Source organism: Micromonospora inositola (assembly GCF_900090285.1).
Lineage (GTDB): Bacteria > Actinomycetota > Actinomycetes > Mycobacteriales > Micromonosporaceae > Micromonospora > Micromonospora inositola.
In genome coordinates, this window is sequence record NZ_LT607754.1 from 5,111,828 (window position 1) to 5,131,216 (window position 19,389).

Annotated in this window: 14 protein-coding genes; 9 read left to right on the forward strand and 5 right to left on the reverse strand. The window is 69.3% G+C overall.

Annotated features, from left to right (window positions below; all coding sequences use genetic code 11):
• Nucleotides 1–66: 66 nt before the first annotated feature.
• Both GA0070613_RS24375 and GA0070613_RS24380 read right to left on the reverse strand, forming a co-directional pair.
• Entirely contained in the window at nt 67–4,605 is a 4,539-nt protein-coding gene (locus GA0070613_RS24375; protein WP_089014414.1) for an NACHT domain-containing protein, read from the reverse strand.
• Nucleotides 4,606–5,091: 486 nt separating this feature from the next.
• Nucleotides 5,092–6,318: an AlbA family DNA-binding domain-containing protein gene (locus GA0070613_RS24380; RefSeq protein WP_157746488.1), complete on the reverse strand. Its 1,227-nt coding sequence runs from the start codon at nt 6,316–6,318 to the stop codon at nt 5,092–5,094.
• Nucleotides 6,319–6,574: 256 nt separating this feature from the next.
• On the opposite strand from GA0070613_RS24380, the gene GA0070613_RS24385 reads away from it, so the two are divergent.
• The gene (locus GA0070613_RS24385) at nt 6,575–6,937 is read left to right on the forward strand and encodes a hypothetical protein (RefSeq protein ID WP_089014416.1); all 363 of its coding nucleotides are present in this window, start codon (nt 6,575–6,577) and stop codon (nt 6,935–6,937) included.
• Complete coding sequence (locus tag GA0070613_RS24390) at nt 6,934–7,164, forward strand: tyrosine-type recombinase/integrase (protein WP_157746489.1); 231 nt, start codon at nt 6,934–6,936, stop codon at nt 7,162–7,164. Before GA0070613_RS24385 ends, GA0070613_RS24390 begins: the two co-directional genes overlap by 4 nt.
• Before the next feature lie 221 nt (nt 7,165–7,385).
• Here GA0070613_RS24390 and GA0070613_RS24395 read toward each other — a convergent pair whose 3' ends face one another.
• Complete coding sequence (locus tag GA0070613_RS24395) at nt 7,386–8,417, reverse strand: hypothetical protein (RefSeq protein ID WP_089014418.1); 1,032 nt, start codon at nt 8,415–8,417, stop codon at nt 7,386–7,388.
• Nucleotides 8,418–8,768: 351 nt separating this feature from the next.
• Here GA0070613_RS24395 and GA0070613_RS24400 point away from each other — a divergent pair, with 351 nt between their 5' ends.
• Nucleotides 8,769–8,969, forward strand: a complete 201-nt coding sequence (locus GA0070613_RS24400) for a hypothetical protein (protein ID WP_157746490.1) — start codon at nt 8,769–8,771, stop codon at nt 8,967–8,969.
• A gap of 70 nt (nt 8,970–9,039) precedes the next feature.
• Here GA0070613_RS24400 and GA0070613_RS24405 read toward each other — a convergent pair.
• A protein-coding gene (locus GA0070613_RS24405) for an IS5 family transposase (RefSeq protein ID WP_172876023.1) occupies nt 9,040–9,839 on the reverse strand; the annotation gives its coding sequence in 2 pieces (ribosomal slippage) (nt 9,040–9,494 and nt 9,494–9,839; 801 coding nt in all).
• A 498-nt stretch (nt 9,840–10,337) separates the two neighbouring features.
• Between GA0070613_RS24405 and GA0070613_RS24410 the strand changes: the two genes are divergently transcribed.
• The 6 genes from GA0070613_RS24410 (at nt 10,338) to GA0070613_RS24435 (ending at nt 18,069) form a co-directional block, all read left to right on the forward strand.
• Nucleotides 10,338–12,911, forward strand: coding sequence for a hypothetical protein (locus tag GA0070613_RS24410; protein ID WP_089014420.1), 2,574 nt, complete (start codon nt 10,338–10,340; stop codon nt 12,909–12,911).
• Nucleotides 12,912–13,069: 158 nt separating this feature from the next.
• A complete protein-coding gene (locus GA0070613_RS24415) occupies nt 13,070–13,621 on the forward strand; it encodes a hypothetical protein (protein ID WP_089014421.1) in 552 nt (183 codons plus the stop codon).
• A gap of 198 nt (nt 13,622–13,819) precedes the next feature.
• Complete coding sequence (locus tag GA0070613_RS24420; protein ID WP_157746491.1) at nt 13,820–14,353, forward strand: hypothetical protein; 534 nt, start codon at nt 13,820–13,822, stop codon at nt 14,351–14,353.
• A 459-nt stretch (nt 14,354–14,812) separates the two neighbouring features.
• Nucleotides 14,813–15,730, forward strand: a complete 918-nt coding sequence (locus GA0070613_RS24425; protein ID WP_089014423.1) for a hypothetical protein — start codon at nt 14,813–14,815, stop codon at nt 15,728–15,730.
• A 306-nt stretch (nt 15,731–16,036) separates the two neighbouring features.
• On the forward strand, nt 16,037–17,038 hold the full coding sequence (locus GA0070613_RS33105; RefSeq protein ID WP_197698972.1) for a hypothetical protein: 1,002 nt from the start codon (nt 16,037–16,039) through the stop codon (nt 17,036–17,038).
• Between the two features lie 356 nt (nt 17,039–17,394).
• Complete coding sequence (locus GA0070613_RS24435) at nt 17,395–18,069, forward strand: HNH endonuclease family protein (protein ID WP_089016166.1); 675 nt, start codon at nt 17,395–17,397, stop codon at nt 18,067–18,069.
• Nucleotides 18,070–18,356: 287 nt separating this feature from the next.
• Here the strand turns inward: GA0070613_RS24435 and GA0070613_RS24440 are convergent, their stop codons facing one another.
• Nucleotides 18,357–19,379 (reverse strand): LacI family DNA-binding transcriptional regulator, encoded by a 1,023-nt coding sequence (locus tag GA0070613_RS24440; protein WP_157746493.1) that lies wholly within the window; start codon nt 19,377–19,379, stop codon nt 18,357–18,359.
• Between the last annotated feature and the right edge of the window lie 10 nt (nt 19,380–19,389).

A 19,389-nucleotide genomic window follows, 5' to 3' on the forward strand; every position in this document is an offset into this window, starting at 1 on the left:
GTTCGTCTTACAGTCCCGCCCCCAAGGCCGGCTCGCCGGCTGTTGGAGGGGGCGGCTGGCAAGGGGCTAGTCGTCGAGCCGGGGCGGGTGAAGATGGGTCCGGGTGACGTCGCATAGCTGATCCGTGCCGACAGAGCCAATGAGCCGGGTTTGGGTCACGAGGCCCGCGAAGCGGTGGTCGCCGTCGGGTGTGTTGACGTGTTTGGACTGCCGGATGATCTGGAGCAGGACGAGTCCCTCGCGTTCGAGCGGGCTGGCGAGGAATGCTTCGTCGATGAGCAATCCCCCGTCGCTACCGGGCCAGGGCTCGGGATCGAGGTGCAGCAGCTGCCCGTCGACGGTGATGCCGGCGCCGTTGCGGTGGTGCAGTCCTGGGAACAGAGCGGCGGGTGCGGAGGTGAGGATGCGGACGTTGAGGGTGGCGGGTAGCGAGCAGTCGAGGATGCTGCCTTCCCAGCAGTAGCGTTCAGTCATGACGATCGCGGGCACCCCGAGCCCGAGCGAGTCGGTGCCGATCGCGTCCGTCCAGCGTTCTGGGCGGAAGTCGGCGACCGTGTTGGCGCGGTAGACCGCTCCGGTCGGCCACTCGCCGAGGTACAGCTCGTCGGTGAAGCTGACGTCGAGGGAGAAGGTGTCCAGATCCTCCTCGCCGGTCCAGGCTTGCAGCGCGGGTAGGTCCTCGCGACGGACGAGGGCGCCGTTGATGCTGGCCGTCAAGTCGGCGTGCGCGGTGTTGCGTTCAGTTCGCTGCGGGATGAGGTGTCGGTACGCGTTGAGGATGCGGTAGCGGCGGCCGGGCCGTCGCGGGGCGCTATGGGTGGTGGGCCAGTGGGTGAGATCGGCGTCGACCACGAGGAAGTTGCTCAGGTCGGGCAGGTCTTCCGGGTCGGTGGCCCAGAGGGACAGGTGGACGACGGAATCCTGGTTCAGCGGCATAGCAGGGTGGGCGACCTGAGGTATCGGCAGCCACCACACGCGCTGCTCGGTCGCCGGTTCTGCCGCAGTGACCGAGACAGGCCCGTCGTCCGCCGCATTGTCTGGGGTGACGGTGGCTTCGGCAGTCAGTGGAGGGATCTGCCAGAGTTCCTGCCACCAGCGGACGTCAATGGGCCGCGGACGGTCGAGAAGGTGGGTCGGGTCGAAGTCGCGGGCGTCGAGCTGCCAGGCGCCTTCGTATGGTGCTTCGCGATCGCCGTGGTCGCGGTCGCGTAGCTTGTGGGTGCCGGACAACCGCGCCAGTGCTTCATGCCAGGCAAGCCACTGGTACTTCTTGCCGAATCGCTCCTCCTTGTGGGATGTTCGCCCGCGATCGGAGTAGCTGATGTCGGCGTCGACCTCGCCGAAGGCTTGCGGTGTCCAGCCGAGTTCCAGGACCCGAGCGAATATCCATCCTGGCAGTACGCTGGGGTCGAATCCGGTTAGCGGTGTGTCTGTGGTGTCGTCGATGCGCTGGGCGGCGAGCCTGTACCAGTATGGGCGGTCGACGTGCAAGACGTACGAGTGGAAGTCCCCCAGGTTGTCGAGTGATCCGATCACCTGCCCCCATCCGGTGGTGATCGCCTCCTTCCTCCGCTCCTCATCGAGACCGGACCCCGCCGAAGTTGTGTCCGCATCTGGCCGGAAGCGCGGGTACTCCGCCTTTAGCTGCTCGAAGTCCGGTAGTCCCAAGTGGCCCGGCCAGTTGGTCGGGTAAGGCGGCATTGAGGTCTCGCGAAGGTACGCGACGTCAGCGTTTCCGGCAAGCGCCTCGGTGAGGTGACTGACTGCTGACGCAAGGTAGTCTCGCGCGAGCACATGGACGGGAACGCCCGCCTGCTCAACGAACGCGCGTAGGGCCGCCGCTGCAGGTTCGGGTTCGACCGCTTGCATAGTGATCGCTGCGTACGCGACCGCGAGCACCCGCTCGGTGACGAACCCGTCGTCGACTCCAGCAGCCAGCTGCAACAACGCGGGGATGATCTGCGGGTCGTGGGGCGTTATCGCCACCAAGGCCCGGGTTGCGGCGTCGCGCAGGAACCGGTCCGGGGAGGGCAAGGCCCACAGCAGGGCCTCCGCGGTGAGCCCGGCCACCGTGGTCGTGCCGTCGACGCTGGCGTTCAGAACGTCCGCTGGCGCAGACCTCGCCCAATCCAGCAGGGGTTGGTACGGGCTCGGCCGCCGCCTCGTGTTGTGGCGCCCGCGGACCTGAGCAGTCCATCGCCGATCCCGTTCCCCTATCGCCATCGGAGCGAGCAGATCGTGCAGCCAGCCGCGACCAAGCGGCCGGTCGGGATGGATGGTGAGGAGTAGTGCTCGGCTAATCGCCTCGCGGCGCAGCGGATCCGGCAGAGCGGCCGGAGCATCGGGGTCCGGGCCGAGGATCAGGTCCGCGAGGTGTTGGCGGGTGCGGTCGGTGAAGCTGGACGACTCACGCTGTAGCAGACCTCGTAGCCAGGGTTCGGTAATGATCCATTCGACTGATCGGCCTTCAAACGTGACACCGGCCCGCTTCATGGCCTCGGCGATCTCCGGCAGCTCGACGCCTACGTGCTCTGGCGCGGCAACGGCCAAGGCTTCCAGAAGCGTTCGCAGCCGGTAGGCCTCCGGTGACCGTTTGGCGGGATCAGCGGCTGGCAGCCGCCGGGCGATCTCGTCGGCGTTGTCGGCCGTGGACCGGCCGGCCGTGTCGGAGCCGTCGGTCAGCAACACTTCTGCGGCGAGATGATCGCTGATGCGCTCGAAGGCGAAGCGAACCACCCGCGACGGCGATCGGCCGGCCCCCTCTAGGACGAAGTCTTCGGCGAGCAGTCCTTCGCTGACCAAAACGCCGAGCGGTGTCTTGTCGTAGGGCGTGCCGGGTGCCGTGGACACAACGGCGTGAAGCGCCGCGACCGCCTCCGTGTACGGCAGCGCCGGGCGCGGGCGCTTGGACATCGCTGCGGCCACCGATTCACAGCACGGCCGTGCGATCGCCTGATAGGGGCCGGTCCCCAGCTGGTGCCGGGCGCGCGCGTCAACGTCTTGGAAGATCGCTTCGATGATCCGCGACAGCCCCGGGATCGGCCGCGCGAGCAGCCCGGCATTGTGTCGGGCGGCCTGGCAGAACAGTCGCAGCATCAGCGGGTTGGACAGCTCGCGGAACAACGAGGGCGGCGCTGCCGGCAGCGGGAGCCGGTAGTACTCGAAGAATGCCTGGACCGCCGCTATGGGTGCCTCCGCGAATCCCTTGTGCTCCACCTGGATCAGCCGCGTTTCGTCGAGGTGGTCGGGAAGGATCATGTCCTTGGCGACCGTGCGGACGCTCAAGATGACGCCGATCCACGGGTACCGTCGGGCCACTGTGAGGAAGGCGGCGAGGTGGTTGGGCCACAGCTGAAGGCCGTTGTTCTCGTTGATTGCGTCGATGATCAGCAGCGCGCGTTGCTGGCTGGCCTCGGCGCGGGCGCTGAGCGCCTGCAGGAAGGTCTCGGCCTCGCCGTCGAACCGCAGTGCTTTCATGACTTCGGACCAGGGATTGCCGACGCCAAGCTGCTGGCCGAGGACCACCACCGCCGGCTGGCCGCGTTCGAGGGCGAGCCGTGCGGTGTCGCACAGCAGGTGGGTCTTTCCGCTGCCGGCGTTACCCCACAGCAGCATGGCCGGTGCTGTGTAGGCCGGCCAGTCCTCGTCGAACGCCGCGATGACCTTGGCGCTCACGTCGGCGAGCTCGTTGAACGTTCGGTGCATCCGGCCGGCCTCGCCGGCCTGTTCGGCGTCCGGATGCGGCGTCAGCGTCCCCACCGCGGCCTGCAGGTCCTGCCAAGCCTGCCGCCAAGGGCCGATCGCCAGCTGCTTGTCGGGTGCCGGCGTCTCGTCGGCGGTCAGCGGCATCGGCAGCGCTGCGGCGAGTTGGTGCAGTTGGGCGCTCGCGGCGGGGTCGATGGCCGGATCGAGTCGCTCGATGTGGCCGACAGCTGACGCGGCGTGCTGCTCAAGGTCAACGAGCAGCTGCGGAAGCCGGGCGAAGTTGGCGATCTTGCGGCCGGCTGGCACGCCGACCGTCAGGTTGCGGTTGTAGCGGGGCCCGACCTGCTCGACGACCTCGTCCAGGCGTTCGGCCAGCCACGTACGACTCAGCAGAGGTCGCTCGAACCACCAGCGGAACCGGCCGGCGTGTTCCTCGCGCGACAAGGCTTCGAGGATCTCGGACTTGCCCATGTAGTGGAACTCGACGGTCCGCCCCAGGGCCTTGACGTGCTTCTTCCACTGCTCGACGTAGTGGTTCCACTTATCCATGAACCACTGCTCGTCTGGCTTCCTGGGATCGGCACGGTCGCTGGGCAGGGCGATGGTCATGGCGGTCAGATTCGGGTGCTTCTCGATCGCCGTTTTCACACTGCCTGTGATCTTCGACCACTGGTCGATGCTGGGACTGCCCAGGAAGAACTTGGCCTGCAGTCCGTGCTCGACGCCGCTGGCGTCGATCGAGTAGCCCTCGACGCCACCGTCCGGGGTACCCAGGCGCACGAAGGTTTGCCCTTTATGGAGCGCATCTGCCCGCGCAATCTGGCAGCACAACTCCTCGAACCCGGTGTCCTGCCCGCGCCCCCAGGGGCGGATGGCGACAAAGTCGACGTCAATCGGCACTGCATGATTCTGCCGGACGGCTACAGATCTTGAATGGCTAGGTTCAGTCCGGCGCGAGGCCGGCCTGCGCGACGGGCACATCCGCGCCCGCGGGGCGAATGGATGACCGGTAGCCGAACCCCGGCCTGCCCCCTCCGACAGCGCTCGCACCCTGGCGACGCGACCACGCCCACAACGCCGCTTCCGGCATCACAGCTTGGCGTCCACGGCGCCGGCGTCAAGGCCAAGCCCTACCGGGTGGGGCCCACGGCCCAGCCTTGGCCCCGACGCCGTACACACGCCTGCCGGAAGACGGGCAAAACAATGTCACCGGGTCAAAACCCCAGCCTTGACCGGCCCCGCTCCTTCATCGATGACACAGAGATGTGCCGTTCGTTTGACGGACCCGCTGGCGGTGGGGAGCGGCCCGGTGCTGAACTGGCTCTCCCCGCATAGATCAATTGCAAAGCGAGGTTTCGCTGAAAGCTACGAGCGGCCTTAGCACGGTTATGTCGACGCCTGGCCGAACCTGACGGCGATTTCGCGCAGCCGTGCCGGGACCGTACTGGCGCCGCGGCGCAGATAGAACTCCGGCTTTTCCCGGTTGTACGCGTGCCAGCGGCCACCAGGGGCGACCTCCACCAACAGGACCGTCTTACCGTCCAACGGCACTGGACGCACGGCCACCGCCGGGTCCGGATCGATGTTGCTACGGATCATGCTGCGCAACGTGAGCACTAGCTCGTCGAGCTTCGTCGCGTCGACGCCAGCGATTTGCCCGTCGTCGGTCACCCCAATCAGCACGGTCCCGCCCTCGCCGGAGGCGAACGCGGCCACCGTCTTAAGCATCTTCTTCCGGTGTTCGTTGACGGGAAGTTGCTCCTTGAACTCCACGTACTCGGTCTCGCCGCCAGCGACCAGCACGCTCGCTTCGGCGCCCGGAAGGTCCCAGATCACCGAGCGGTCGCCGTCGCCGCCAGGCCCTGGTAGCGGGAAGTAGCGGAAGTCCAGCCAGTCGTCGCCGGATCGCAGCATCAACAGGGTGGCTGGAGCCAGGCCCTGCGGCAACCGCAACCGGACTCGTCCAGTAGCGCCGAGCGGGCGGAGCTGCCGACCGTCTGGGGCGGTCAGCTCCACCTGCGCTCCGGCCAGCTCGGCACCATTCACAACTACCGTCAGCGTGTCCGGGGCGATGGTGACCCGGTGGATCCGACCGCGGCGGTCCAGCCGGACGATGCGCCACAGCATGTGCGAAGGGCGGGGACCGGTCTCGACAGCGGCCTCGTAGAAAAAGGCGTTGAATGCCGCCGCGGCGTGCAGAAAGCTCGGCCCGTCGCCGACCAGCACCGTCCGCTGCCGTGTCGACGCCTGCTTCGCCGGGCTGAGCTGCCATTCGGTGCGCGGCCACGGCAGCGCCGTGTTGTTCCAGCGCACCTGACCAGCGAGCCGCTGGAAGTTGCCGCTCGACTGCGCAGCAGGTGCGGACACCGTCAGCCCGGCGACTTGATGCGGCTTCTCCCGCAATAGGTCGGCGACCAGGGATCCCGGCAGGCGGCGCTGAACAAAGGCGTCATCGCTGTAGAGCCAGGTGCGATCGGGGCTGGGTCTGTCGGCGTCGATCAGCACCTCGCCGTAGCTGATCTTCCAGCCGTCCTCGCCGCGGCACAGGGCAAGCCGGACGTCAACGGCGGCACTCTGCTCGATCATGCCGGTCAGCTCGTCGACGGGCGTCATCCCGCTCTCCATGGCCGGTACCTCCTCGCATCGCCCTCGGCCTGACGTGGGCGCCACCCACCACGCTGTTCAACCTGCTCGGCAGACCGGCCGCGAGCGTACGCGGCGCTGGCCGAGAACCACCACTCAGTTGAGGGCGTCGGGGAACCGGCGACGACCCTGTGGCCGAGCCGCGCGTCCAGCCGCTCTGGCCCTCGGGTGCTTGCCTCATCCGACCGTCCTGGCCCATCAGCTTTTGTCTGGTTCGGTCGCCGCCATGACTCGCGCCCACTACGCCGCTGCTTTCGCCTTGGTCACCGTGCTCGCCGGGTGCAGCGGTGGGCCCGAGAAGCCCGTTACGGCCAGCGCCACCCTCGCGCCCACGTCCGCAGCCCCGGCGACGTCATCGCCGTCGGCCGTCGACCGGGACTACTCCCCCACTGTCGGATTCACCGCGGCCGAGGCCACCGCCATGCTCGCCGCAGCCGCCACAGGCGACAAGTGGCTGGGTGAGGCCGCGCCGCCGATGGCCGCGATGCTCGTCGATCTCGGCCTCCGGGTGTCAGAGCTCTGCTCCCTCGACGCCGAGCACATCGGCCAACGCGACGACCACCACGGCACGAGGTGTACCGGTTCGTGAAGCGCCTCGCCAAGGCGGCCGGTATGCCGAACTGGCAGCAGATCAGCCCGCACTCGTTCCGGCACGCGTGGAACACCATCGCCCGCAAGAAGGGCTCCGACCTCAAGGACCGGCAGCACGCCCTGGGCCACAAGGACCCTCGAACCACCCAGCGGTACGACCGCGACCGGGACAACCTCGACCCCGACCCGTCGATCCTGGTCGCCGCCGCCACCTCCGGCAGCTGACGGCCGCACCGGACCTCGACACCGACGATGTAGCCGACGAGGAAGCCACGGAGTGACGCTTCGGGTGGGCCCCGGGCGGCACCTCCGCCGCCGCCCCTGGACTGCGACCCGTCCTTGCTGGTCGCCTGCGGGAGTGGCGGGAGTGGATGGCCAGCGACGAGGTGGCGCGACTGCGGTCCGGCGGGCGGCCTGGCCTTGATCGCCCGGCGCGGTGAGGTGGACTACCGGGCCAACTGATCCTCGATCGCTGTCGAGACGACCTTCAACGCGTCCTGTTCGAACCCGTCCGGCAGCAGCCGCAGCGTGTGCGGGATCGCCCTACCGCCCTTGCCGTAGTCGTCGACCGTGCCGTTGAAATGCCGTGCCTTGTCCATCGTCACCTCGTTGAGGCCGAACCGGGTGAACCAGATGTGCTTCTCATAGGTGTCCGGCCCGAGGCCCATGTGCAGCAGCCGGGTCTTCGGCATCACCTGGAACCCGTCCGGCATCCCGTGATGGAAGTAGCTCAACATGAGCAGGTAGCGCAGATCGCGGTCCTCCAGGACGTGAATCCAGCCCTGGGTGAACAAGCCGAGCGGGAGCCCGAAGTAGTTGTTCTCCCGCTTGAGCGGCACCGCGTAGGGCTCGTTGGGGCCGCTGATCCGCTTGCCGCTCTCGTGGTTGAGCAAGAAGCCGTTGTGCTTGTTCTTGCGATCCTTGCCGTTGGGCAGCGACACCAGATCCTCCTCGCTCATCAGATCGAGTGCGCTGAACAGGTGCCGACGCTTCTTGTCGGAGATGCTCATGTACGTGCGGCCCTCCCCGGACGGCTTCGCGTCGGTGGCCAGCAGGTCCGCCCATGCGATCTGGTCACCCGCAGCCTGCAACGGGCGTGGGTTGTCCGGCCGCCTGCCGGGCTTCGTACGTGTCTGCGCCTCGAACAGCGCGATGAGCATCAGCCGCAGTGCCGCGCCGCGCGGGGTCACCAGCCGGCCTGCCGGCGGGCAGAACTCTTTTGGGGGAAGTTTCCGGTCCGACCAGTCACCCGGGGCCGGCTGGGAGCGGAAGACGAACGCGTCGCGGACCCACACTAGTCCGTTGGCGACCGGGCTGCCGGCGGTGCTGCTCTTGGCGAGCGCGGCGAGGTTCGCGGTGGCCTTCTTGTAGGAGTCCTCCGCGTCGTACAGGCGGCGCACGCGGACGTCCAGGTGTTCGCGTTCCGCTTTCGACGGTGGCGCGGTCAAGTCGAAGACGATCTTCTCGGCCACGGTCATCCTGCCCATCACAAGGTCACTGGCTTGGCGTACGGCGGTTATGTTCTGAACGTTTTGATCCGTCTGAAGCGTCATCTCCGCGTCTTCGGATCAGTGTTTAACGTTCAGACGGACCAGAACGTGTTGACCATGCTACCTGATCCACTTGGCGGACGGCGGCTCCGACGCTTCGATGGACATCAGCCGGGCGATGACCGCTCCGGCCGCGGCAAGGCCCCGCAGCCAGCTGGACCACCCTCGCCGCCACGCCGCACCGCGACAACCGCCCGCCGGTACCGCGGACGGCCCCCGGGCTGAGCCCCCGGAGGCCGCGGTGCGGACCAACCCGTGACTTCGAGCAAGGAGTTCCGCGTGCCCAGAGTACGTCGACCCTACTGGCAACCCCGCCCGGCGCCGCAGTCCAGCGGGCCGCAGCGGCTCCCCCAGCGCTGGGCCATCATCGCGATGGTCACGGCCGCCGCAGCCACAGTTGCCCACCTCGCGGGCGGCCCGATCGCGGCCATCACCGTCGGGGCTGCGGTGCTCGTCGCCGCCCACCGAGTCCTCGACTGAGTCCGGGAACTCGGGTTCGGTGCGGGCGGCCGCAATCCGTCCGTGCCGGCACGGACACTTAGGGCGCGTCTCATTTGGTGAGGCGGCGGTAGCAGATCAGGGTGCTGGCGATGGTGGCGAAGGCTTCGAAGTGATCGCCCTTGCGGTCATAGCGGCGAACGAGGCGCCGGTAGCGCATCAGCCAGGACATGCAGGCTTCAACGACCCAGCGGTGCCGGCCCAGACGCGTGGAGGACTCGATGCCCTTACGGGCGATGCGTACCTTGATCCCCCGTCGCCGGACCTCGCGGCGCAGCTCGCGGGCGTCGTACGCCTTGTCGGCGTGCAACTTGTCTGGCCGCCACCGGCGGCGCCCGTTGGGTGTGCGGATCGCCGGGACGCTGTCGAGCATGGGCAGCAGCAGTTGGCTGTCGTGGACGTTCGCGGCGGTGACCAGCACAGCCAGGGGCAGCCCCTTCCGGTCGCAGATGACGTGGAGTTTGCTGCCTGGTTTGCCGCGGTCGACCGGGTTTGGGCCAGTCAGATCGCCCCTTTTTCCGCCCGCACACTGATCGAGTCGACCACCGCCCTCGACCAGTCGATCCGCCGGTCGGCGCCGAGCCGGTCCAGGGTCGCCTCGTGCAGCCGGAGCCAGAACCCGGCCGCGGTCCACTCGGTGAACCTGCGGTGCGCGGTGGCCCTGGTGACACCGAACGACGCCTCAGGCAGCTTCCACCAGGAACAACCCGCCTGGGTCACGTACACGATCGCGGCCAGCACCGCCCGGTCGTCCACCCGCCGGCGACCACCACCCTGCCGACGAACCGGCGCGGGCGGGATCAACGGCACCGCTATCTCCCAGAGATCATCCGGCGCCCAGGTACGGATCATGGCCTCGTCCACGGAAGCAGATCATGCCCCAGGCCAACGACCATCCAAATGAGACGCGCCCTTAGACGGTGCCACGAAGAAGGGCCCCATCGCCTCCATGGTGACCGGATGGCGGTGGGGCACGGCATCAGGCCGACCCCGAGGCTCCAGCGACTGACCGACCACAGTGCACTCGTAGCAACAAGGAGAGCCCGGGACTCCAGGGGCCTCATCCGCGTCACGACGGCCACGGAACCTCGTGGTCCGTCACCACCGAGGTGATCGTGACGCGCTGGGGACCGGGGTCAGCTACCGGGAGTGACGACGACTTCGGCACGGCCTCCTCGACGCTGACCCTGCAGTCGTCGCGCTCCGAGCTGCCGGCGCCCTGGACCGCCACCCACGACGCAGGCCTGATCGAGCCGCAAGCGTCGGATATGCGAACACACCGTTGACACCGGGCGGAAGGCTCAGAAACTGACCGTGAGGCGGTGGCGGCGCGGGACCAGCGAGGGGCACATGACCCTGCAGACCGGTGCACTGACGATGGTGACGCTGGGTGTCCAGGACGATCCGGTCCTGTGGCCCGGCGTGCACCTGCGGTGGTTCGTCGACCCGGCGATCGGGTTCCCCCCGCTCGGGTTCGACGTTCAGCGCCGGCCCGCGCGGGCCGGGACCGCATCGTGGGTGGACTTCGCCTCGATGCCGGTCGGCTCGGTGCCGACGGCGCTCCCGCTCGGGCCGCTGGTCCTGGGGTCGGCCAACACCGGCGCGCCCTCCGAGGTAGTCACCGAGCTCGTCGACGCCGCGCAGGTGCCGGTGTTGCGGCCCGCCTTCGAGGGGGCGATCACCGGCGAGCTGACCGCCGCGGCCGGCCCAGCCCGGCGGATCGACATCGACATCGTGCACACCGTTCCCCAGGCGGCGCGTCTGCTGCCGGCCGACTTCGTCGTCTGGGGCCTGGCCGGAGGCAAGCGGGTCTGCTCGGGATCGGTGCGGCTTACCGAGCAGAGCCGGTTCACGCGGCTGCGGGTGAGCGTGGCCGCCGACGCCCTCGACGGATTCCAGATCCAGGGCCGGCGCCAGCTCGCGCACTACTACGCCATCGTCGCGGTGCGCTGGGTGACCGTGGCCGACGAGGCCGACGACGGGTGGGACCCGCCGCTCAACCCGCGGCGGATCGGCTTTCCGGTAACGGTGCCGGGATATCTGGTGCCGCACGGGCACGGCGCCGATCCGGGCACCGGCGCGCTGGACTGGCTCGAGGCGGCTGACCGGCTGAGCCCGACCGGGTTGGCGTCCGGCCTGCCCGCCCCGGCGGTGCAGCAGTTCGGGCCGCCCGAGTTCGGACGGAGCCGGGAGATCTTCCGCGCGGCACTGGCCGGCCGGCAGCTGACCCAGAGCGGCAGCGGCGCCGGAACGCCGACCGTGGAGGTCGACGCCGTGCGCCTCGTGCAGTTCGGCGCGCTCGGCCCCGACGTCGCGCGGATGGCGGGGCTCGCCCTGGTCGACCGCACCGCCGTCCCCGGTGTTCGCTACGACTACCAGGTCGTCGGCTACTGGCCCGGGCCGATCCGGTGGGAGTGGGTTTGCGGGGACGTGCCGGTGACCCCCGGGCCGGTCCGCGTCGATCTGCCCGTCCCGAGCGACGCCGTCCGGGTGACTGTCCGGTCGACGGGACCGTTCACTGTGCGGGCGTCGGCGGGCAACGGCCGCGAGACCGTGCGGCGCCTCCCGGCTGGGCCGACGAGCGCTGTCACGGTGGAGGGGTCCGGCATCGACACGGTCGTGGTCGATGGCGACGGCCCGGTCGTGACCCAGGTGTGCCACCTCGAACCGGTGCAGGACATCCTGACGCACCGGTGGATCTGCTTCGGGGTGACCCGCGGGCCGGTGGCGCCGCTGCGGGCGCCGGCCGCCCCGGAGGCGACGCCGATGCCGGGTTTCGCGCGGCGGTTCACCGCCGAGCAGGTCGTCGGCCTGCGCCTCGATCCGGCGCCGGCCGCCGTTCCCGGTGGCGGCCTGCTGCCGGTCGCTCGGGCACTGACCGATCCGGTCTCGTACGAGGTGCAGCGGCGCGCCGAGAGCGGCACCTGGGAGGACCTGGTGACGCCGCCCGGCTCGGAGCTGCGCGCCTGGGGCGGCCCGGCTACCGGCCGGACCCGGCCGGTGTTCCGCTCCACGGCCCGGCCCGCGGCCTTCACCGCGCCGCCGGGGTGGCCGGACGAGCCCGGCGATTTCGTGGACGACCGGCTCGATCCGGACGTCCGCTCCTACGGCTACCGCTGCCGGGCCCGCGATCTGTTCGGCCGGGTGAGCGACTGGTCGCCGCCGGCCGCCGTCGACGTGGCCGACCGGGTGCCGCCGCCGCGGCCGGACGGGGTGACCGGCCGGTGGATTGACCGCTCGGAACCGGATCTGGCCGCCGACGACCGCGCCGAGCTGGACGCCGCCGGCGTGGACCGGGCGGCTCTGCTGCGCTGGTCGTGGCCGGACCGGTGCCGGGTCCAGGCGCCGGACACGGTCGGCTTCCGGGTCTACTGGAACGATCGGCCGCACAGCACCGTGCTCGCCGGCATCGCGGCGGTCGCCACCGACGACCCCGCCGCGTACCGGGTGACCGTACCGCTCGGCATCCCGCCGGCCGACGCGTTCCGGGGCGACTGGCTGCGCCAGGGCAACCGGCAGTACCTGATTCTCGGCAACACGGCGGCCGACCCCTCGGTGCTGGCCCTGAGCCGTTCCGCCACCGAGCCGCCGGCCCCCGGTCCGTGCTCGATCTCGATGCGCGGGCCCGACCCGAGCCGGCTCGACCTGATCGGCAACCCGCTGCGGCCCGACCCGAGCCGGGCGGCGGTCTGGCAGCGGCGGGTCTTGGAGGTCTCGACGGCCGGGGCCAGCTTCGACATCCTGCAGGAGTCGGACGGCATCGCGGTGGAGTGCACCGGCGTCGAGCCGGACGCCCCTCGGGCCGGGCTGGCGACCGTGCGACTGCAGCCCGCGTGGGTCTTCGACGGCCGGATTCCGGAGGGGTTGTCTCTGTCGGCAGACAAGCTGCGCGACGAGCCTGCCAACGGTAGGCGGCTGCAGTAGATTTTCGACGCTCTGGCGGCCCGCCACATGCTGTGAACTGGCCGACCCCGATTCGATTCTCGAGGATGGACGCAAAGCGCATACCTAAGAGTTGTCGGGTATCCGCTTTGGACGTACTCTGATACGGCAAGCGAAGTGCGTTATCGGTTAGGAGCTGCATGATCCACCTGAAGATCGGCGCGCCCCGCCCCGCCGACCACAATGACCCGATGGGCCGCGACTGGGTCGGCTGGACCCCCGCGCAGACCCCGCAGCAGATCTACGACCGCAACCGCGGCATCTGGTCGCTCGGCACCCGGGCCGAACGCCAGCGGTACACCGTCTTCTCCTCCCTCATCACCGGCATGAACGTGGCCATCATCGAGAACACCGGCATCGAGGACGTCGGTGGCGGCAAGCGCGCTGTGGTCGGTCGGGTGCTCGAGCCCGGCCATCCGGTGCACGACGCGCTGATCGACCAGCCGGCCCTCGACAACTACCGCAACCCGATGACCTACCCCGACCACTCGGTCGACCACCAGCGCACCTGTGCCTGTGGCTGTGGCGCGGCGGTTGCGGGCGCGCGGCTGTTCCTGCCGGGCCATGACCAGCGGGCCATCCACGCCCGCATCGCCGCCCAGTGGGGCGACACCCTGGGTTTCATCCGCTGGTTCGACGACACCTTCGGCGCCCCGGCTCACGCTGCCGATGCGGCGGCGGCCGACAGGTGATCCCCGGGATTGCGGGCGCTCGGAATGCCTTGGCCCACCAGCAGCCCTGACATGTCCCTGAGGCTGGGCCGCTCTTGACCCAGATCACGATTGGTTGTCCCGTCCACGGGAGGTGTCTTGTCGGCAGAGTTTCGCCCTCTGGCGGGTGAGCCGGACCCGGCCGGGCCCCTGGTGTCATCCGCAGGGCATCCATACGAAGTGCCACTCAACGACTTCACCTCCGAGGGGGAGTTGGCCAAGGCGGTGCTCGACCGCCTTCGGCCGGCGTTCCACATCCGTCGCGAATGGCCTGGACGGCACTGCTCGGGACGGCCCGCACGCATTGACGCGGTCATCCGTCCAAGGGATCTCGCTCCGTGGCGCGACGACGTGGTCACCTTCGGCGTGGAGTTCAAGCTTCCGCCTGCGGAGGCCGGAATTCACGCCTACACCGGCTGGCTCGCGCAGGCGGTCGACTACACGCACGTCGACTGGAAGGGCTTGGGGAGGCTGAGAATCCTGACGTGCCCAGGGCCGGCCCTGTGGCTCGACCGGATCCAGCAATACTCGCAGGCGGATTCGACCGTGAGCTTGGCGCGACGACTGAGCGGGCAGCTCGGGGTCGGCGAACTGGTGTTGCGATGGACCCATGGGCTGACGATCGCGTTCAACGGCGAGCACGTCTGGTCGGAACGTCACGGGGTGGTTCGGGGCCGGACCTGGACCATGGCGCCCCGAGTCGGCTCGCGGTAACCCAAGCCGGTGGCGGGCGTACCCGATCTACGACTGGCTGACCGAAGACGTCGTCCCCGCAGGCGCGGGAGTCCTCCGTACTTCCGGCGCGGTGCGTCGGCCTAATCGGGGTCGTCCCCGCACGCGCGGGGGTCCTCTCGCGAACCAGCCGGCCTTGCCGTTCGGGGGGCCGTCGTCCCCGCACGCGCAGGGTCCTCACCCGGAGGCCTCCTGCTAGTAATCAGCGAAAAATCAACGACAGCGCTGGTCAGAGCCGGGTACCGCCGGGCGGTGGTGTCGCTCGTGCCGCCACCGGCTGACCGGCGTTGCCGTTGGTTCCGGGCCGGAAACTACTAGGCCGAAGGTGACGGTGTCGAAATTGTCGGTGGCCGATCGTAGGGTGCGCTCGTGGCGCTGATCTATGCGTTTGAAGACGAGGACGGCGGTTGGCACGGCAACCCTGGCAGGACCTTTCGAGGGATGGGCCGGGCGACATACGCGACGTTGACGTTCCGCCCTGGTCCCGCGGACCCGGGTGCCGACAGCAGCTTCGCCGGGCAGACGTTGCGCGTCGCGGTGGCCAGCATTGACGAGCAGGTGGCCGGCGAGATCGCGTACCGGCTCGACAACGGTACGGTGCACTACGCCACCGACGAGGTCGACGAGCTGCTGTTCGGCATCGACGTGCACCGACTGCCCATCAGCTCCTGGCCACCGGTCGTGCACGATCCGGTGCCGGCCGCTCCCACGACAACACCGGCGGCGCCGCCGGTGTTGTCGTGGGAGGTCAGCGACGCCGGGCGGCACTACACGCTGGCCCTCACCACGGGCGTGGACGGCCCGACCGTCGAAGTGACCGGCGCCGACAACGAGGGCCAGCTCATCGCCCAGCTCGCCGGGCACCTGCCGGGCGGCGATCTGGCCCTGGTGGCGCGGGTGTTCCTCGCCGCCGCGGCGAACCCCGGCGCGTCGACACGCGTTCCGGCGGCCCGCCATCCCCGATCCTGGTCGGAGCAGGAGACCGCGTACGTGGCCAGCCGGCACCGCGACGGCGCCGATGCCGAGGCGATCGCCGTAGAGCTGGGGCGGACCACCAACAGCATCCGGTACAAGCTGCACGGCCTGGGCCTGGCCCAGTTTCCCGGGCCGAACACCAGCCGGCCACCGGCACCCCCGCGAACGCCGGCGTACACGATGGAAGACCTGCGCCAGGTCCACCCGAACTCGCACAGGCCGTGGGAGCCCGAGGACGACAAACGGCTCGCCCGACGCGCCGCAGAAGGCGCGAGCATCTCCGAGTTGATGGAGGAGTTCGGCCGTAACCACGGCGCGATCACCTCCCGCCTGGCACGGGTGCAGCCCCCGGTCGCCCCCAGCCCGCCGCCAGCCGCTCCCTGAGCCCACCAGGCGGCCGCCGTGCAGGCATCGATAGCAGGTTCCTCGCCTACCTGGAGCGACCAGGTCCGTGAGGGTCAGTCGGCTGGTGAGACCGCCTATTCAACTGCCACGTATTCGGCTTGAGTCCGCCCGTATGGTTACCGTTCGTTACGGCTAGTACCTCCGCGGTCCGCCGGATTGCGTAGATCGATCTGCACTGGCGCACCTGGTAGGTGCTCCACCGCTGCAGGGCGCCGATCCGCCAGTACCATCCTCGTTGACCTCGGCACAAGCGCGCCGACCACTGGGAAGCGGAGAGAACACCCGATGACCGCCAAACCGCGTGACGAGGGCACCGGCGAGCAGCCACGCGACGACGAGGCCCGCATCGAGGGCGAACAGCCGGACGCTGACGCCACCGCCGAACAGGATGCCGACGTAGAGGTGACGGGCGGCCCGTGGGAGCCGGCCTGGTCCCCGGAGCAGATGGAGCGGTTCGCCAACGCGATCCAGCCGCACCTGCTCGGTCTCAAGAGGTTCGAGGATCAGGTCCGCAACGCGCTCTCGAACATGGCTGCCACGTTGATCGACCTCAACCAACTCACGCAGCCCCTGCTGTCGAACCTGTCATGTATTGCGCCGAACCTCGTGGGCCTCGGTGAGCTGCTCACCGAGAAGATGCCGCCGAACTGGCCCAGGCCCACGGACTTCGACCTCGTGTTCCAGGTGATCCAGGACGAAGGGATCCCGCTGGTCTGGGTGCCTCGCGCCGACATCGTGGCGGACCTGCTGACCGCTCCCGACCGCGACACGCGGATCAAGGTCCTGACGGCCCGGTCTTCCGATGTGGCGCAGGACTGTCGGGAGGTGCTCGACCAAATCGCGCGCCCCGATCTGGTCCACCTGTTGCCCATGGCGGTCAGCGCCCTCGACGCGTATGTGGACGGCCACCACGCTCCCGCCCAAGCGCTGTCCGTCGTCGTCGTGGAAACCGTCGTTACCCGCACGATCGGCAGTTACCGGCAGGCCAAGACGTTCGCGAAGATCGACGAACCCAGAGATCTGGACATAGCGGAGCTGCGCTTCCGAGCGGCGCTGGCACCGATCGGCCCCTTCTACCTCGCTTGGCGGCCCAGCTCCGGCGACCCAATGCCCGAGCACCTGAGCCGGCACGTCACCGTCCACCAGGCCGACCCCGCCCACTACACCCACGGCAACGCCACCGTCGCGATCATGCTCCTCGCCTCGGTCCTGCGCGGCGTCGAGGAGTACCTGGACCTCACCACGCCGGCCACCTCGCAACCCGCTGCGGCGGCAGCGCCGCGCTGATGCTAGAGGGCCGCTACTGGTTTCCAGCCCGGAACCAACGGCAACGCCGGCCAACCGGTTGGCGGCACGAGCGACACCGCCCCCCGGCGGTACCCGGCTCCTCGTTGCGCTGGTCTTGCACTTCACCGACTTCGCTAAGTCGCCGGCGGCGACGCGGCCGACCTCGACCATGGAGCGGTGGTGGTCGGCCGCCGGCCGCCGGCCGCCGGCGAGACACAACCCGGGCGACTCCCCTACTGTTCGCGCGGCGGGGCCAGTATTCGCAGATGCCTCTCTCCCTCTTCACAGAGCCGACCTTCGATGGACATGATCGGTAGAGATCGTCACTATCCATGACGGTCACCTGGGAGGCCCCCATGCGAGTAGCCCGAATTTCCACCCGATCCTCAGCTTGGCGGCGACGGCTTGCCGCGATAGCCGCGGTTGTGACAGCCGGCGTTGGCCTGGCGGCGGTGAGTGCCCAGCCGGCCATCGCCACCCCGCCCGGCATACCGTCCAAGGCAACCGCCCAGTCACAGCTCAACGCCCTCACGGTGAAGGCTGAGGGCTCGACCAGCGGGTACTCCCGCACCCTGTTCCCGCACTGGATCACGATCAGCGGCGCCTGTGACACCCGGGAGACCGTCCTCAAGCGTGACGGCACCTCCGTTGTCGTCAACAGTAGCTGCGCGGCCACCTCCGGCCGCTGGTACAGCCCGTACGACGGCGCCACCTGGACCGCCGCCTCCGACGTCGACATCGACCACGTGGTGCCCCTCGCGGAGGCGTGGCGGTCCGGTGCCAGCGGCTGGACCACCAGCCGGCGGCAGAGCTTCGCCAACGACCTGAGACACCCGCAGCTGATTGCCGTCACCGACAACGTCAACCAGTCCAAGGGCGACCAGGACCCGTCCACCTGGCAGCCGCCGCTGTCGTCGTACCGGTGCACCTACAGCAAGATGTGGATCACCGTGAAGTACACCTGGGGCCTGACCCTACAAACGGCGGAGAAGTCCGCCCTGCAGAGCATGCTGAACGCCTGCAGCTCCTGACATCCTGATAGAACTTGGCCGTCCTCGCCCCGGCCACGGCCGTATCCGATAGCCGCGAGCAGTAACTGCGGCCGGCCGGGTTCGACCCGGCGCAGGTGACCGCGAAGCCGTTGGGGACATCCCTGCGCAGCTGATCAACCGACTTGGTGAAGGGGCGGCAAACCGCACACTCGGCCTCGCCGCCCCTCGCACCACTCGTTGTCTCCGAGCCCCAGGATCGATCTAGGTCCTTGCGGCACCTACCCCCCGTTGTCCTCTAGCACCAATCGGACCGGCGCCTAGGACGGTCATCCGATGGTGGTAACCGCAGCGGGCGAGAAGTTGCCGGTGGTGGACCGCACCACCAGTTCTGGTGTCAGCCGTACCGACTCGGCATTGCCGGAGGCCAGCAAGGTCAGCATCCCGTGCAGGGCCCGGGAACCCATCTCGCCAAGTGGGGTGCGGATGGACGTGAGCGGCACCAACAGTTGGGCGTCCACGTCGATGTCGTTGTAGCCGACGACCGCGACCTCGCGGCCTACCCGCAGGCCGTGGTCGCGCAGCGTGCCCATCGCGCCAATTGCGGCGAAGTCGTTGACCGCGAACACCCCGTCGGGGCGGCCGGCCGCCAGCACCCGGGCCATCGCGGACGCGCCCCCGGGCACGTCGAAAGTCGACGGCACTACCAGCCGAGGGTCTACCTCCACCCCGCGCGTCTTCGCCGCGGCGAGGAACCCGGCGACCCGGTCGGCGGACGTGCTGGCATGTCCGGGGCCGGCGACGACGGCCAGCCGACGGCACCCGATGTCGATCAGGTGGTCGGCGGCGAGCCGACCCCCGAAGCGGTCCCGGCCGGTGACGGAGGGGAACCCCCGCGAGGCCCGGCTGACCAGGATGAACGGCACCTGCTCGGCGGCGAGTCGGGCCAGCGCGGGGTCGGTGCGCCGAGCGTCGGCGATGATCAGTCCGTCCACCCGTTCAGCGATGAACCGGCGGATCCGGACCGCGCGGGCCTCGTCGTCGTCCCACGTGCTGCTGACGACCGCCTGGTAGCCGGCGGCGGAGGCAGCTGCGTCGATGCCCTCGAAGACGGTGGCCAGCACGATGTCGGTGATCCGGGGGACCAGCACACCGATCACGCCCGTCTTGCCGCTGCGCAGACTGGCCGCCCAGCGGTCCCGGTGGAAGCCGAGTTCCTTGGCGGCGGCGACGATCCGGGCGGCGGTCTCCTGGCTGACCCGCTCGTCGTCGCCGCGTAGCACCCGGGAGACGGTGGAGACGTGCACGCCGGTGAACTTGGCGACATCCCGCAATGTCACTCGCTTGTTCACTGGGCCTCCC

Excerpts from the sequence above, each read along its gene's own strand:
- GA0070613_RS24425 (WP_089014423.1), top strand. The coding sequence starts at position 14,813 with ATGGGCCGGGCGACATACGCGACGTTGACGTTCCGCCCTGGTCCCGCG.
- GA0070613_RS24380 (WP_157746488.1), bottom strand. The coding sequence starts at position 6,318 with ATGACGCCCGTCGACGAGCTGACCGGCATGATCGAGCAGAGTGCCGCC.
- GA0070613_RS24435 (WP_089016166.1), top strand. The coding sequence starts at position 17,395 with ATGCGAGTAGCCCGAATTTCCACCCGATCCTCAGCTTGGCGGCGACGG.
- GA0070613_RS24415 (WP_089014421.1), top strand. The coding sequence starts at position 13,070 with ATGATCCACCTGAAGATCGGCGCGCCCCGCCCCGCCGACCACAATGAC.
- GA0070613_RS24410 (WP_089014420.1), top strand. The coding sequence starts at position 10,338 with ATGACCCTGCAGACCGGTGCACTGACGATGGTGACGCTGGGTGTCCAG.
- GA0070613_RS33105 (WP_197698972.1), top strand. The coding sequence starts at position 16,037 with ATGACCGCCAAACCGCGTGACGAGGGCACCGGCGAGCAGCCACGCGAC.
- GA0070613_RS24385 (WP_089014416.1), top strand. The coding sequence starts at position 6,575 with ATGACTCGCGCCCACTACGCCGCTGCTTTCGCCTTGGTCACCGTGCTC.
- GA0070613_RS24395 (WP_089014418.1), bottom strand. The coding sequence starts at position 8,417 with ATGACCGTGGCCGAGAAGATCGTCTTCGACTTGACCGCGCCACCGTCG.